This is a genomic window from Pseudomonas sp. SLFW, assembly GCF_009905615.1.
GTDB lineage: Bacteria > Pseudomonadota > Gammaproteobacteria > Pseudomonadales > Pseudomonadaceae > Aquipseudomonas > Aquipseudomonas bambusae.
In genome coordinates, this window is the sequence record NZ_JAAAKW010000002.1 from 258581 (window position 1) to 271920 (window position 13340).

Consider the following 13340-nt stretch of genomic DNA (forward strand, 5'->3'; position numbering starts at 1 on the left):
CTAATTCTTCTCCAGCACCCAGTGCCGCTCGCCCGGACGAAGGTCCGGCATTTCGGTCGCCTGGGCATTGTTCACCGCCTGGAAGATTTCCAGCTGTTTGCCTTGGCGCACGAACACCCACGGGTTGCCGCGCTCGTTTTTCTCCAGCCACATGCTGTCGTATTCGCCGCTCATGGCCGCGCAGTCGCCTGCCAGACACAGCGCATAACGGTCATTGCCCGGCAATCCACTCACGCTGCCGTCGGGTTCGAATTCGACGACGCTGCCTTGGCCGTCGCCGTTAACGATGGTCCATTTGCCGCCCAGATAAGCGGTGTAGAGCGCACGTTCAAAGCTTGTCCCCGGTTGGGCGCCTGCTGGAGCGGCTTCTCTGGGAGTGCGAAAATGCTGCTCAGGGCCGGTGTCACTGGCAGCCTGCACCAGCTCATCACCTTTGAGCTTCAAATCGTCGGAAGCGCTGCCGTAGACGTTGACCTTCCAGTCGCCTTTCGGGTCCTTGGCAATCTTGCCCTCGGTCAGCTCAAAGCCGTTGTAGGACGTTGCCTGACCCGCTGCTGTGTTGATATTCCACTCCAGCGTCGGCCCATACGCCAGCAGCGATTGACGCAGATTGCCACCTTCGGCTGCAGCATCGATAGCGGCCTGGTTAATCCAGACACCCTCGGGGGTTTTGTTGGAGTGGCTGGCGCAACCGGTCAGCATTGCGGCCAGCAGCGAGAAAGCGAACGCGACGCGCATACGCATGGCGGAGTCCTTCCGTTGCTCTGAGAGGGTGGCGGAGCGTGTAGGCGCTCCGCGAGAGATTTACTCGATGACCAGCACAGCGTCCATTTCGACCTGGGCGCCACGTGGCAGCGCGGCAACGCCGATGGCAGCACGGGCCGGGTAAGGCTGTTCGAAGTATTTGCCCATGATTTCGTTGACCTTGGCGAAGTGGCTCAGGTCGGTCAGGAAGATGTTCAGCTTGACGATGTCCTTGAACGAACCGCCTGCGGCTTCGGCCACGGCCTTAAGGTTTTCGAACACCTGAACGGTCTGGGCTTCGAAGCCTTCGACCAGTTCCATGGTTTTCGGGTCCAGAGGAATCTGGCCGGACATGTAGACGGTATTGCCAGCTTTGATCGCCTGAGAATACGTGCCGATGGCGGCAGGGGCTTTGTCGCTGGAGATGACGGTCTTGCTCATGAAAAACTCCTGTTGGCGGTTGGCTACGCGCGCATGCGGGTGATGCGGATCACGCCGGTAAGGGCGCGCAGTTTCTTGATCACTCGGGCCAGGTGCACGCGGTCGTGCACACTGACCACCAGTTGGACCACGCTGATACGACCATCGCGTTCGTCCATGCTGATTTTCTCGATGTTGCCATCGGCCGCGTTGACGCTGCTCGCCAGCAGGGCAATGAGCCCGCGCTGATGCTCCAGCTCGACCCGCAGCTCGACATTGAATTCGCCGGTGACGTCCTTGGCCCAGGACAGCTGGATGCATTTTTCCGGGTTGTGGCGGATTTCACTGATGTTGCGGCAGTTGTCCAGGTGCACGACCATGCCTTTGCCCGCCGACAAGTGGCCCACGATCGGGTCGCCCGGAATTGGCGTACAGCATTTGGCGTAGCTGAGCACGAGGCCTTCGGTGCCGCGAATCGCCAGCGGCCCTTCGGCGCTCGGCAGCTCTTCGCCTTCACTGGCCAGCAAGCGGCGAGCGACGACATAGGCCATGCGGTTACCCAGGCCGATGTCTTCGAGGAGGTCTTCGATGACCTCGACCCGGTATTCGGCGAGGATCAGTTGCAGGCGCTCGTTCGGAATCTTGTCCAGCGTGCTGTCGAAGCCGTTCAGCACCTTGTTCAGCAGGCGTTCGCCCAGGCTGATGGACTCGGAGCGGCGTTGCAGTTTGAGGGCGTGACGAATGTGCGTGCGCGCTTTGCCGGTAACCACGAAGTTGAGCCAGGCCGGGTTCGGACGTGCGCCCGGAGCGCTGACAATCTCGACGGTCGAGCCGCTTTGCAGCGGTTCGGACAGTGGCGCCAGACGACGGTTGATCCGACAGGCAATGCAGCTGTTGCCGACGTCGGTGTGTACAGCGTAAGCGAAGTCGACCGCCGTGGAGCCTTTGGGCAGCTCCATGATCCGGCCTTTCGGCGTGAACACGTAGACCTCGTCCGGGAACAGGTCGATTTTCACGCTCTCGATGAATTCCAGCGAGTTGCCGGCGCGTTGCTGCATTTCCAGCACGCCCTTGACCCACTGACGTGCGCGGGCGTGGGTGCCTTTCGGCTGCTCGTCGCCCGACGATTTGTACAGCCAGTGCGCGGCGATGCCGTTGTTGGCCATCTCTTCCATCTCGCGGGTGCGGATCTGGATTTCGATGGGCACGCCATGCATACCAAACAATGTGGTGTGCAACGACTGATAGCCGTTGGCTTTGGGAATCGCAATGTAGTCCTTGAAGCGCCCCGGCAGCGGTTTGTACAAATTATGTACAGCGCCCAGCACGCGGTAGCAGGTGTCGACCTTGTCTACGATGATCCGGAACGCGTAGACGTCCATGATTTCGTTGAAGGCCCGACGCTTGCCGCGCATCTTCTTGTAGATACCGTAGAGGTGTTTCTGCCGCCCGCTGACTTCGCCTTCGATACCGTCCACCGCGAGGCAGTGGCTCAGCGACTCTTCGATCTTGTTGACCAGTTCCTTGCGGTTGCCGCGCGCACGTTTGACGGCTTGACCGATGCGCGACGAGCGCATGGGGTACATGGCTTTGAAACCCAGGTCTTCGAATTCGATCCGCACGCTGTGCATGCCAAGGCGGTTGGCGATGGGGGCGTAGATTTCGAGGGTTTCTTTAGCGATGCGTCGGCGTTTTTCGCCAGACAGCACTTCCAGGGTGCGCATGTTGTGCAGGCGGTCGGCGAGCTTGACCAGGATCACGCGAATGTCGCGGGCCATGGCCATGGCCATCTTCTGGAAGTTTTCAGCTTGCGCTTCGGCCTTGGTCTCGAAGTTCATCTGGGTCAGTTTGCTGACGCCATCGACCAGTTCGGCCACGGTTTCGCCGAACTGCGCACAGAGCGCTTCCTTGGCGATACCGGTGTCTTCGATCACGTCATGCAGCATCGCAGCCATCAGGCTCTGATGGTCCATGTGCATGTCGGCAAGGATATTGGCCACCGCCAGCGGATGCGTGACGTAAGGCTCGCCGCTGCGACGGCGCTGGCCGTCGTGGGCTTGTTCGGCGTAGAAGTACGCTCGGCGGACCAGATTGACCTGATCAGTGCCGAGGTAGGTCGACAGGCGATCGGCGAGGGCGTCTATGCTCGGCAAGGGAGAACTCCTTGCCGAAGCGGGTGACCCTGCGCGTTGCTACGTCGACCGGGCATAGGCTTAGACGGCCTCGTTGGACTCGTCCTCGAACGCAGCGAACAGTGGTTCATCTTCAACGATTTCAGCTTCTGCAATGACAGCGTAATCCATCAGGCCCGCTGCGATTTCGCGCAGGGCAACAACGGTAGGCTTGTCGTTTTCCCAGGCCAGCTTTGGCTCTTTGCCGCCGGTCGCCAGTTGACGCGAACGTTTGGTGGCGAGCATGACCAGCTCAAAGCGGTTATCTACATGTTCCAGGCAGTCTTCAACGGTCACGCGGGCCATGGGTATTCCTCGTAGCAAATGCGTATGCGCGGTGCCCGGATGGGCGAGCGGACTCGGTAGTTTACAAGTGGACGGCCACAAGCTTCAAGCGGCACGCCACAGGCGGTCGGTTTTGGTGCTTTTTCGATGCGTTTCAAACGGCCCCTGTAGGAGTGAGCTTGCTCGCGATAGCTATCCATCAGGCGAATGCAGTGCCTGATCTGACGCATCGCGAGCAAGCTCACCCCTACAGGTTCGCGGTGTCACCACGCGGGCAGTGGTGTGATTATGCGAGCAACTGTGACAACAGCCCGGCGTGACGCTGTTGTTGATGCTCATTGCTCAGCAGGTTGGCGCGGAAGATGGCTTTCAAGTCTTCCAGCGCGGTCGCGAAATCGTCGTTGATGACGATGTAGTCGTACTCGACATAGTGGCTCATCTCGCTGACCGCTTCACGCATGCGGCCTTCGATGATGTCGTCACTGTCTTGGCCGCGGTTGGTCAGACGCTGACGCAGCGCCTGTTGAGTCGGCGGCAGAATGAAGATCGAGCGGGCGTGGGGCAACAGCTTGCGCACTTGCTCGGCGCCCTGCCAGTCGATTTCCAGAATCAGGTCATGGCCTTCGTCCAGTGTCTGCTGGAGACGGCTTTGCGAGGTGCCGTAGAGGTTGCCGAACACTTCCGCCTGTTCGAGAAAATCGCCGTGCTCGATCATCCGCACAAACTCGGCGCGGTCGACGAAGTGGTAATTCACGCCGTCCATCTCACCCGGACGCATGGCCCGCGTGGTGTGGGAAACGGAGACGCGGATCTGTGGCTGCGCATCGATCAGGGCTTTGACCAGGCTGGTCTTGCCCGCGCCCGAAGGGGCGGAAACGATGTAGAGAGTGCCGGTGCTGTGGGTCATGTCGTGGTTGGCCTTACTCAATGTTCTGCACTTGTTCGCGCATCTGCTCGATCAACACCTTCAGGTTGACCGCGGCTTGTGTGCTGCGAGGGTCGAAGGCTTTGGAGCCCAGTGTGTTGGCTTCGCGGTTGAGTTCCTGCATCAGAAAATCCAACCGACGCCCCGCCTGTCCGCCGGCCTTGAGCACGCGGCGCACCTCGGTGACATGGGTGCTCAGGCGGTCGAGCTCTTCGGCGACGTCGCTCTTCTGCGCAAGCAGCACCATCTCCTGTTCCAGACGCTGCGGATCGAGCTCGGCCTTCATGTCGGCAAAGCGATCAAGCACTTTCTGGCGTTGGGTGGCGAGCATCTGGGGCACGAGGGTGCGCAGGGTAGCGACTTCGGTCTTGATCGATGTCAGCCGTTCGTCGAGAAGTTTGGCCAGATCGGCGCCTTCGCGAGCGCGGCCTGCTTTCAGTTCGTCCAGCGCTTCATTGAACAGGGCCAATGCGTCGTTGTTGAGCGCCTGCGGGTCGGCCGCGTCGGCCACCAGAACACCGGGCCAGGCCAGGACTTCCAGCGGGTTCAGCGCTGCGGGCTGTTTGATCAGGCTGGCGACGGTTTCAGCGGCAGCCACCAGTTGACTGGCGCGCTCGCGGTTCACTTGCAGCGGCTTGCCGGCCGTTTCTTCGGTAAAGCGCAAGGTGCATTCGATCTTGCCGCGAGACAGCCCTTGGCGGAGCGCTTCACGTACGGCCCCTTCCAGATCGCGGAAGGATTCCGGCAGGCGCAGATGGGGTTCGAGATAACGATGATTGACCGAGCGCAATTCCCAGCTCAGCGTGCCTTGGGTGCCGGCTCGTTCGGCACGGGCGAAAGCCGTCATGCTGTGCACCATGGGGAATACCTCTAAAAAGTCAGGCGTACGGGGCGATGTGCCGCCCGAAGTTGCCGTGAAGAAACGGCAGGCTATAAAGGCGCAAGATTGTAGCTCAGAGCAGGGGGCGCGCCCAAATGTGGCAGTGTCGCAGCCGTGAAAGAATGTCGCTGTTTCGCTGCCTTACAGCGCCTTTCTGTAACCTTGGGCGTACGCCAATCATCATTGAAGCGTTACAAGATGTCCCAAGGCAGGGCGTGCGCCCCTATAATGCACGTCAGTTTTCCGTCTCAGCACAGGTATCCCAGATGAAACGTCCAAGTGGTCGCGTTGCCGATCAGCTCCGCTTGATCCGCATCACCCGCAACTACACCAAGCACGCCGAGGGTTCTGTGCTGGTCGAGTTCGGCGACACCAAGGTGATCTGCACCGTCAGCGTCGAAAACGGCGTCCCGCGTTTTCTCAAAGGCCAGGGCCAAGGCTGGCTGACCGCCGAGTACGGCATGCTGCCGCGTTCGACCGGCGAGCGTAACCAGCGCGAAGCGAGCAAGGGGAAACAAGGCGGACGTACGCTGGAAATCCAGCGGCTGATCGGCCGTTCTCTGCGCGCCGCGCTGGACATGTCCAAGCTGGGCGACATCACCCTGTACGTGGACTGCGACGTGATTCAGGCCGACGGCGGCACTCGCACGGCGTCCATCACGGGTGCCATGGTGGCGCTGGTCGATGCACTGAAAACCATCAAGAAGCGCGGTGGTCTCAAGGGCGGCGACCCGCTGAAGCAGATGATCGCTGCCGTTTCTGTTGGCATGTACCAGGGTGAGCCCGTTTTGGATCTGGACTACCTCGAAGACTCCGCTGCCGAAACTGACCTGAACGTGGTCATGACCAGCGCAGGCGGTTTCATCGAGGTTCAAGGCACTGCCGAAGGCGCGCCGTTCCAGCCTGAAGACCTGAACGCCATGCTGGCCTTGGCGCAGAAGGGCATGAACGAAATCTTCGAATTGCAAAAAGCCGCATTGGCAGACTGATCGCTACAAGCGCGGTTTTTTATTCACAGCTCGCTTCACAACCGTCAGAACAGGGAAAGCATGATGATTGACCAGACGCCTTTATCCGCACCGAGCAAGGAAGTCCGTCAGTGGGCAATGCTGTGCCACTTCGCGGCGTTTTTCGGGTTGATCTTCCCCTTCGGCAACCTGCTGGGGCCGCTGATCGTCTGGCAATTGAAGAAAGAAACCGACCCGTACATCGACAGCCAGGGCAAGGAAGCACTGAATTTTCAGATCACCGTCGCCATTGCGGCGATGGTCTGTTTTCTGTTGATGGTGATCGTCATCGGCTTTCCGCTGTTGATGCTGGTGGGAATTGGCGCACTGGTGCTGACGATCATTGCGGGCATCAAGGCAAATGACGGGGTTGCCTACCGGTATCCGTTCACCTGGCGGTTGATTAAGTAATATCTGCCAGCGCTGGACAACTCTGTGGGAGCGAATTCATTCGCGAGACGATGGTACGGTCGAAGGTAATGCGTCGGATGTACCGACCTCTCGCGAATGAATTCGCTCCCACAGGGGATGTGCTGCGTCTGTAGGGGCGTGCCAACTGCCAGACAAACAAAAGCCGACTTCACGTCGGCTTTTTTTTGAGCAACTGGACGTCAGATGGTCAACGTCCAGTCGTAGTCCACGATCAGCGGCGCGTGCTGTGAGAAGCGCGGCTGGCGTGGCAGGCGTGCGCTGCGTACGAAACGGCGCAAGCCCGGGGTCAGCAGTTGGTAGTCGAACCGCCAGCCCAGATTCAGCATCTCGGCCTGCTCGTTATCGGGCCACCAGCTGTACTGATCGCTCTCACGGCTGACTTCGCGCAAGGCATCGACATAGCCCATGTTGCCAACGATCTCGTCCATCCACGCACGCTCCGGTGCCAGGAAACCCGGAGATTGCTGGCTGTCGCGCCAGTTCTTGATGTCCAGTTTCTGCTGCGCAACGTAGAGCGAGCCACAGTAAATGTACTCACGACGTTTACGACGCTGCTTGTCCAGATACTTGCCGAAATCGTCCATGAGCTTGAACTTCTGGTTCAAGTCGTCATCGCCGTTCATCCCGGACGGGAGCAGCAAAGTTGCGATACTGACTTTATCGAAATCTGCTTGCAGGTAACGCCCATAACGGTCGGCTGTTTCAAAGCCAAGACCGTAGATTACCGCCTTTGGTTGCAGTCGCGAGTAAAGTGCCACGCCACCCTGGGCGGGAACTTCGGCATCGCGGGCATACAGGAAGTAGCCATCCAGTTGGAAGGCTGGATCATCCATTTCAAAGGCGGAGGCACGGGTGTCCTGAAGGCAGATGACGTCGGCATTCTGGGCTTGCAGCCAACTGAGCAACCCGCGCTCGACTGCAGCCTGAATACCATTAACGTTCACACTGATGATCCGCATAAATGGCCCCAAAAATCACGTGCGTGTATGATACCCGAGCTCTACCTAATTAGCTAAATCCGTGGTATTCGGGGCTTTTTTCATGCAGGCGTATCAGCGCGAATTCATTCGTTTTGCCATCGATCGCGGGGTTTTGCGCTTCGGTGAGTTCACTTTGAAGTCGGGGCGCACCAGTCCTTACTTCTTCAACGCCGGTCTTTTCAACAGCGGCTCGGCACTTGCCCAACTGGGTAAGTTCTATGCGGCGGCTGTTGTAGAGAGCGGTATTTCCTTCGATGTCCTGTTCGGGCCTGCGTATAAGGGTATTCCTTTGGCGGCTGCGACGGCCGTGGCATTGGCCGATCGTCACGACCTTGACCTGCCGTGGTGTTTCAACCGCAAGGAAGCCAAGGCTCACGGCGAGGGCGGCACGCTGGTCGGTGCACCGTTGACCGGCAACGTCTTGATCATCGACGACGTGATCACGGCAGGCACGGCGATTCGTGAAGTCATGCAGATCATTCAGGTTCAGGGCGCGACCGCCGCTGGCGTGTTGATTGCATTGAATCGCCAAGAGCGTGGGAATGGCGAGCTTTCGGCCATCCAAGAGGTCGAGCGTGATTTCGGCATTCCGGTCGTGAGCATCGTCTCGTTGAATCAGGTCCTTGAGTTCCTGGCAGACGATCCTCAGCTCAAGCAGCATTTGCCCGCCGTGGAAGCGTATCGGGCGCAGTACGGCATCTGAAGGGTCAGGGGATCGCGTTGTTATGCTCAAGCTGGGCACGGTAGGACTTTGTTTGTCGCTGGGAGTGGGGTGTATCGCGAGCGTTCACGCCGACGACACCTCCGGCATGGTGTTCTATCGGTACATCGACAGTCGCGGTGTGACCGTGCTCGACCGTCAAGGCGTGCCCGCGGAATATGCGGGCAAGGGCTATGAAGTCTTGAATATGCGCGGTCGCGTGATTCAGGTCATTCCGCCCGCGCTCACCGGCGACCAGGCACGGGAAGCCCAGGCTGCCGCGCAAGCCGCCAAGGCTCAAGCCGATGCGGATGCCCAGCTGACGCGTCTCTACAGCAGCGTGACCGATGTTGATCGGGCCCGCGCGCGCAAGCTCGCCGAGCTGGATTCGCTCATCTCCGTAGCCCGCAGCAATATTCAAGGGCTGGCAAGCCAACAGGCGTCGCTCCAGAGTCAGGCAGCGGATCAGGAGCGGGCTGGCCGCGTGGTGTCTCAAAGCCTGATCGATCAGATGAACGACACCACCGATCAGCAACAGCATCTCAACGACGAGATTCAGCGTTATCAGAGCGCCAAGCAGCAGGCCGACAAGGGTTTCGCGCAGGATCGCGCTCGGTTGCAGCAGTTGCTTTCGCAATAAGCTCCGCCCAATGAAAAGGCCCCATCGGTTTGTGCCAGTGGGGCCTTGTTCATTGCGTGGCGGAATCAGTGACGCTTGCGGTTGCTGATCAGCGTACCCACGCCGGTGTCAGTGAAGATTTCCAGCAACACGGCATTCGGGACGCGACCGTCGATGATGTGCGAGGTGGTCACGCCACCCTGCACGGCTTCCAGCGCGCAACGGATTTTCGGCAGCATGCCGCCGTAGATGGTGCCGTCGGCGATCAGGCCGTTGACTTGCTCGGTGGTCAGGCCGGTCAGCACCTTGCCTTCTTTGTCCATCAAACCGGCGATGTTGGTCAGCAGCATCAGCTTCTCGGCCTTGAGGGCTTCAGCGACTTTGCCTGCGACCAGGTCGGCGTTGATGTTGTAGGACTCGCCGTCCGCACCTACGCCAATCGGCGCGATCACCGGAATGAAATCACCCTTTACCAGCATGTTCAGCAGGTCGGTGTTAATGCCCACCACTTCGCCTACGTGACCGATATCGATGATTTCCGGCTTGGTCATCTCCGGCGTCTGACGGGTGACGTTCATTTTTTTTGCGCGGATCAGCTGCGCGTCTTTACCGGTGAGGCCGATGGCGCTGCCGCCGTGGCGGTTGATCAGGTTGACGATGTCCTTGTTGACCTGGCCGCCCAGCACCATTTCCACGACGTCCATGGTCTGCGCATCGGTGACGCGCATGCCGTCAATGAAGTGGCTTTCGATGGACAGGCGCTTGAGCAGGTCGCCGATTTGCGGGCCGCCGCCGTGAACGACGACCGGGTTGATGCCCACTGCCTTCATCAGCACGATGTCGCGCGCGAAGCCGGTTTTCAGCTCTTCGCTCTCCATGGCGTTGCCGCCGTACTTGATCACCAGCGTCTTGCCGACGAAACGTCGGATGTAGGGCAACGCTTCGGAAAGGACTTTGGCGGCATTGGCTGCGGCATCGCGTTCGAGGGTCATTTGGGCTCCACTCAAAAAAGGTTGATCAAAAAGGAAGTTCTAGGTCCGGTGCTACGTTTTTAAGCTGGGTACGGAACACGTCCTTGATGCGTTGCAACTCGTCCTCGGTCTCGGCTTCGAAGCGCAACACCAACACGGGGGTGGTGTTGGAAGCGCGCACCAGGCCCCAGCCTTTCGGGTAATCGACACGCACGCCGTCGATGTTCGTCAGGTTGGCGTTGCCCCATTGCGCGTCCTGCTCCAGCGCCTTGATGATGCTGAATTTGCTGGTTTCAGTGACCTTGACGTTGATTTCCGGGGTCGACAGATCGTTCGGGAACGTCTGGAACAGCTCTTCGGCGCTGAGTTTTTCCTGACTGAGAATCTCCAGCAGGCGCGCAGCGCTGTAAATGCCGTCGTCGAATCCAAACCAGCGTTCCTTGAAGAAAATGTGGCCGCTCATCTCGCCAGCCAGCAGCGCGCCGCTTTCTTTCATCTTCTTCTTGATCAGCGAGTGACCCGTCTTCCACATCACCGGGCGACCGCCGTATTCCTGAATCAACGGGATGAGGCGGCGCGTGCACTTCACGTCAAAGATCACATCCGCGCCCGGATTGCGCTTGACCACATCACGGGCGAACAGCATCAACAGGCGATCAGGGTATACGACGCTGCCTGCGTTAGTGACGACACCTACTCGATCACCATCGCCGTCGAATGCCAGGCCCAGGTCGGCACCGGTCTCTTTCACCTTGGCAATCAGGTCTTCCAGGTTTTCCAGCTTGCCCGGGTCAGGGTGATGGTTCGGGAAATTGCCGTCCACGTCGCAGAACAGTGGAATGACTTCGCAATTCAACGCGGTGATCAATTTCGGGGCGATCACGCCTGCTGCGCCGTTGCCGCAATCGATCACCACTTTGAGGCGGCGTGCAAGCACGACATCGCTGGTGATCTGGCCAGCGTACAGGTCGAGGATGTCAACTTTACTCACGCTGCCTTTGCCTGGCGGCAGGTTGTTGCGTTTGATGCGATCGTGCAGCGCCTGAATCTGCTCGTTCGCGAGGGTGTCGCCTGCGATGACGATTTTGAAGCCGTTGTAATCCTTGGGGTTGTGGCTGCCGGTGAGCATCACCCCCGTGCGGCCGTCCAGCACGTTGGCGGCGTAATACAACGCAGGGGTCGGTACGAGGCCGACATCGCTGACGTGGCAGCCGCTGTCGTAGAGGCCCTTGATCAAATGGGCCACGAGTTCAGGGCCGGACAAGCGGCCGTCGCGGCCAACAGAAACGTTGGGTTCACCTTGGGCCAGGGTTTGTGCGCCGATGGCACGGCCAATCCAGTAGGCGGTTTCCCCGCTCAGGGTTTCGCCGACGATGCCGCGAATGTCGTATGCGCGGAAGATCGAGTCGGGAAAACTGGGGGCGATGGATACGGTGCTGCTCATTGCGTGGGCTTGCTCCGACTTCTGAAAGTCTTGCGATTCATCGAGCATGTCGAGATCGAGAATGTCGGTGTCCTGGAACAGTGGGTCGGTCAACTCGGTTTCTGCTGGATCGAGAGGTTCAAACACGGCCCTGCTGGTCGTCGAACCTGACGTGGCGGTGGGCGAGCCGGGGTTGGCTGCCGTGGTAGACGGGGCCGGTTGGTTGCGCAACGAAAACCTCGCCAGGCTCTGCGCCAACCCGTTCAGGGCCGGCATGCTCAGGCCGAAGGCTTTGACGGCTTTCCCGCCCGAGAGTTCTTGCAGCAGTTGCTCCAACTGTCGGGCATCGGCGGCGACCCGGCGCTTCAGCGCGCTTTCGTTCAGGTACAGGCCCAGCAGCATGCTGCCGAGTGCCACCAGTGCCGCCAGAAGCAGCATCAGCGACGGTGGGGACGAGTTAAGGGCGGGCCCTGGTGTAAACGTCAGCTTCCAGTTGGGGTAACCCGTGGGAAAGTCAGTGCCACGGCCACCGTCAGACTGGCCGCGTGTCAAAAAGCTCTGTGCGGTAGCGTCGCCGAATTGCTGGCTGAGGACAGTCTGGCCGGCTTCCGGTGGCGCTTCCGGCAAGGCATTGGTCACGCGTTGAAGTTTGAACGCCAACAGCAGCGTGCCGGTGACAGGGGTGTCGGCTGAGGCCCGCAGCGGCGCGACGCTGTAGATCATCCAGCTGTCGCCGACTTTTCGGGCTTCGGGGGCAGGGGTTTCACCCTTGCTGGCCCGGGCGAGCATGTCCAGCGTGGCGAAGCTGATCGGCAACGGACCCTGATCGTCGACGCTGTTGAAACCCAATGGGTTCAGGCGTGCGCCAATCACACTGTCGCGATACAACAAACGGTTCTGGGCGATCTGGATCTGCACCGGGTCGTTGCTTTGCAGCGCTTGAGCCAGCGCTGCATCCGTCGCGGCGGCCTGCGTACCTGCGCTGAGCTGACGCAGTGTCTTGCCTATGGCGCCAGCTTGCGCAGTACCCCAGGCTTGAGCGAGCTGATCTTTCTGCTGAGGCTGACTGAGCAAGCCCAGCCAGACGAGAATGCCAGCCGCGATCAAGCCAATGATCGCAGGGATAAGGCCTGGACTTGCCAGGCTCAGGTTCGAGTCCTTGACCGGTGCATCAGTCGTTTCTGGGCGAGAAGCCGCCTTCGCTGTGCGCTTGATGCCTTTCAAACTGGACTCTCCCTGCTCTGACTGCCTGAGGTGGTTTACGTAGGTCGTGGGGCGACTCAAGCGTTTAGCGACATCCGTGCCAAGAGGTTTTACGCGATTCAGTGGCTGCCCGAATGGCCGAAACCGCCTGCGCCGCGCTGACTTTCGTCGAACTCCTGAACGATTTCGAAGTGCGCCTGCACGACCGGCACCAGCACCAGTTGAGCGATGCGCTCACCCACGGAAATCTTGAAAGCGGTCTGGCCACGGTTCCAGCAGGACACCATCAACTCGCCCTGATAATCGGAGTCGATCAGGCCGACAAGGTTGCCCAGCACAATCCCGTGCTTATGGCCCAGGCCCGAGCGCGGCAGAATCAGCGCGGCAAGGGCAGGGTCTGCGATGTATATCGACAGGCCGGTAGGAATCAACAGGGTCTGACCGGGTTCCAGTACCGTTTCCTCTTTGAGCATGGCGCGCAGGTCCAGACCGGCGGAACCGGTGGTGGCGTAGGCCGGGAGCGGGAATTCGCCGCCAATGCGGGGGTCGAGGATTTTGGCTTGTAGAGCATGCATACGTG

General features: G+C 59.8%; 14 protein-coding genes. 4 read left to right on the top strand and 10 right to left on the bottom strand.

Features of this window, described 5'->3' with window-relative positions; all coding sequences use genetic code 11:
* The 6 genes from GVN17_RS04510 to GVN17_RS04535 form a co-directional block, all read right to left on the bottom strand.
* Window positions 1-738, bottom strand: a complete 738-nt coding sequence (locus tag GVN17_RS04510) for a hypothetical protein (protein WP_166594276.1) — start codon at window positions 736-738, stop codon at window positions 1-3.
* A gap of 66 nt (window positions 739-804) precedes the next feature.
* Complete coding sequence (locus tag GVN17_RS04515) at window positions 805-1185, bottom strand: RidA family protein (protein WP_166594036.1); 381 nt, start codon at window positions 1183-1185, stop codon at window positions 805-807.
* Window positions 1186-1208: 23 nt separating this feature from the next.
* The gene (gene spoT / locus GVN17_RS04520) at window positions 1209-3317 is read right to left on the bottom strand and encodes a bifunctional GTP diphosphokinase/guanosine-3',5'-bis pyrophosphate 3'-pyrophosphohydrolase (protein WP_166594037.1); all 2109 of its coding nucleotides are present in this window, start codon (window positions 3315-3317) and stop codon (window positions 1209-1211) included.
* 60 nt (window positions 3318-3377) lie between these two features.
* Window positions 3378-3641 carry a DNA-directed RNA polymerase subunit omega gene (rpoZ, locus tag GVN17_RS04525; protein ID WP_004887180.1) on the bottom strand — a complete coding sequence of 88 codons (264 nt, stop codon included), beginning with the start codon at window positions 3639-3641 and terminating at the stop codon, window positions 3378-3380.
* Window positions 3642-3906: 265 nt separating this feature from the next.
* On the bottom strand, window positions 3907-4527 hold the full coding sequence (gmk, locus tag GVN17_RS04530) for a guanylate kinase (protein WP_166594277.1): 621 nt from the start codon (window positions 4525-4527) through the stop codon (window positions 3907-3909).
* 13 nt (window positions 4528-4540) lie between these two features.
* Window positions 4541-5404 (bottom strand): YicC/YloC family endoribonuclease, encoded by an 864-nt coding sequence (locus GVN17_RS04535; RefSeq protein WP_166594038.1) that lies wholly within the window; start codon window positions 5402-5404, stop codon window positions 4541-4543.
* Window positions 5405-5691: 287 nt separating this feature from the next.
* Here GVN17_RS04535 and rph point away from each other — a divergent pair, with 287 nt between their 5' ends.
* Both rph and GVN17_RS04545 read left to right on the top strand, forming a co-directional pair.
* Window positions 5692-6414 carry a ribonuclease PH gene (gene rph, locus GVN17_RS04540; RefSeq protein ID WP_166594039.1) on the top strand — a complete coding sequence of 241 codons (723 nt, stop codon included), beginning with the start codon at window positions 5692-5694 and terminating at the stop codon, window positions 6412-6414.
* 60 nt (window positions 6415-6474) lie between these two features.
* Window positions 6475-6843 carry a DUF4870 domain-containing protein gene (locus GVN17_RS04545; protein WP_166594040.1) on the top strand — a complete coding sequence of 123 codons (369 nt, stop codon included), beginning with the start codon at window positions 6475-6477 and terminating at the stop codon, window positions 6841-6843.
* A 200-nt stretch (window positions 6844-7043) separates the two neighbouring features.
* On the opposite strand, the gene GVN17_RS04550 is transcribed toward GVN17_RS04545, so the two are convergent.
* Window positions 7044-7823 carry an exodeoxyribonuclease III gene (locus tag GVN17_RS04550; protein WP_166594041.1) on the bottom strand — a complete coding sequence of 260 codons (780 nt, stop codon included), beginning with the start codon at window positions 7821-7823 and terminating at the stop codon, window positions 7044-7046.
* An 82-nt stretch (window positions 7824-7905) separates the two neighbouring features.
* Here GVN17_RS04550 and pyrE point away from each other — a divergent pair, with 82 nt between their 5' ends.
* Both pyrE and GVN17_RS04560 read left to right on the top strand, forming a co-directional pair.
* Window positions 7906-8547, top strand: a complete 642-nt coding sequence (gene pyrE, locus GVN17_RS04555; RefSeq protein WP_166594042.1) for an orotate phosphoribosyltransferase — start codon at window positions 7906-7908, stop codon at window positions 8545-8547.
* A gap of 22 nt (window positions 8548-8569) precedes the next feature.
* A complete protein-coding gene (locus GVN17_RS04560; protein WP_371928476.1) occupies window positions 8570-9184 on the top strand; it encodes a DUF4124 domain-containing protein in 615 nt (204 codons plus the stop codon).
* Window positions 9185-9249: 65 nt separating this feature from the next.
* Here GVN17_RS04560 and argB read toward each other — a convergent pair whose 3' ends face one another.
* From argB to dut, 3 genes are all read right to left on the bottom strand, one after another.
* A complete protein-coding gene (gene argB / locus GVN17_RS04565) occupies window positions 9250-10155 on the bottom strand; it encodes an acetylglutamate kinase (protein WP_062379782.1) in 906 nt (301 codons plus the stop codon).
* A 25-nt stretch (window positions 10156-10180) separates the two neighbouring features.
* Complete coding sequence (locus GVN17_RS29865; RefSeq protein WP_166594043.1) at window positions 10181-12781, bottom strand: phosphomannomutase/phosphoglucomutase; 2601 nt, start codon at window positions 12779-12781, stop codon at window positions 10181-10183.
* 98 nt (window positions 12782-12879) lie between these two features.
* Entirely contained in the window at window positions 12880-13335 is a 456-nt protein-coding gene (gene dut / locus GVN17_RS04575) for a dUTP diphosphatase (protein WP_166594044.1), read from the bottom strand.
* Between the last annotated feature and the right edge of the window lie 5 nt (window positions 13336-13340).

Coding starts and splice junctions, on each gene's coding strand:
- GVN17_RS04510 (WP_166594276.1), bottom strand. CDS start 738: ATGCGCGTCGCGTTCGCTTTCTCGCTGCTGGCCGCAATGCTGACCGGT.
- GVN17_RS04515 (WP_166594036.1), bottom strand. CDS start 1,185: ATGAGCAAGACCGTCATCTCCAGCGACAAAGCCCCTGCCGCCATCGGC.
- rpoZ (WP_004887180.1), bottom strand. CDS start 3,641: ATGGCCCGCGTGACCGTTGAAGACTGCCTGGAACATGTAGATAACCGC.
- gmk (WP_166594277.1), bottom strand. CDS start 4,527: ATGACCCACAGCACCGGCACTCTCTACATCGTTTCCGCCCCTTCGGGC.
- GVN17_RS04535 (WP_166594038.1), bottom strand. CDS start 5,404: ATGGTGCACAGCATGACGGCTTTCGCCCGTGCCGAACGAGCCGGCACC.
- rph (WP_166594039.1), top strand. CDS start 5,692: ATGAAACGTCCAAGTGGTCGCGTTGCCGATCAGCTCCGCTTGATCCGC.
- GVN17_RS04545 (WP_166594040.1), top strand. CDS start 6,475: ATGATGATTGACCAGACGCCTTTATCCGCACCGAGCAAGGAAGTCCGT.
- GVN17_RS04550 (WP_166594041.1), bottom strand. CDS start 7,823: ATGCGGATCATCAGTGTGAACGTTAATGGTATTCAGGCTGCAGTCGAG.
- pyrE (WP_166594042.1), top strand. CDS start 7,906: ATGCAGGCGTATCAGCGCGAATTCATTCGTTTTGCCATCGATCGCGGG.
- GVN17_RS04560 (WP_371928476.1), top strand. CDS start 8,570: ATGCTCAAGCTGGGCACGGTAGGACTTTGTTTGTCGCTGGGAGTGGGG.
- argB (WP_062379782.1), bottom strand. CDS start 10,155: ATGACCCTCGAACGCGATGCCGCAGCCAATGCCGCCAAAGTCCTTTCC.
- dut (WP_166594044.1), bottom strand. CDS start 13,335: ATGCATGCTCTACAAGCCAAAATCCTCGACCCCCGCATTGGCGGCGAA.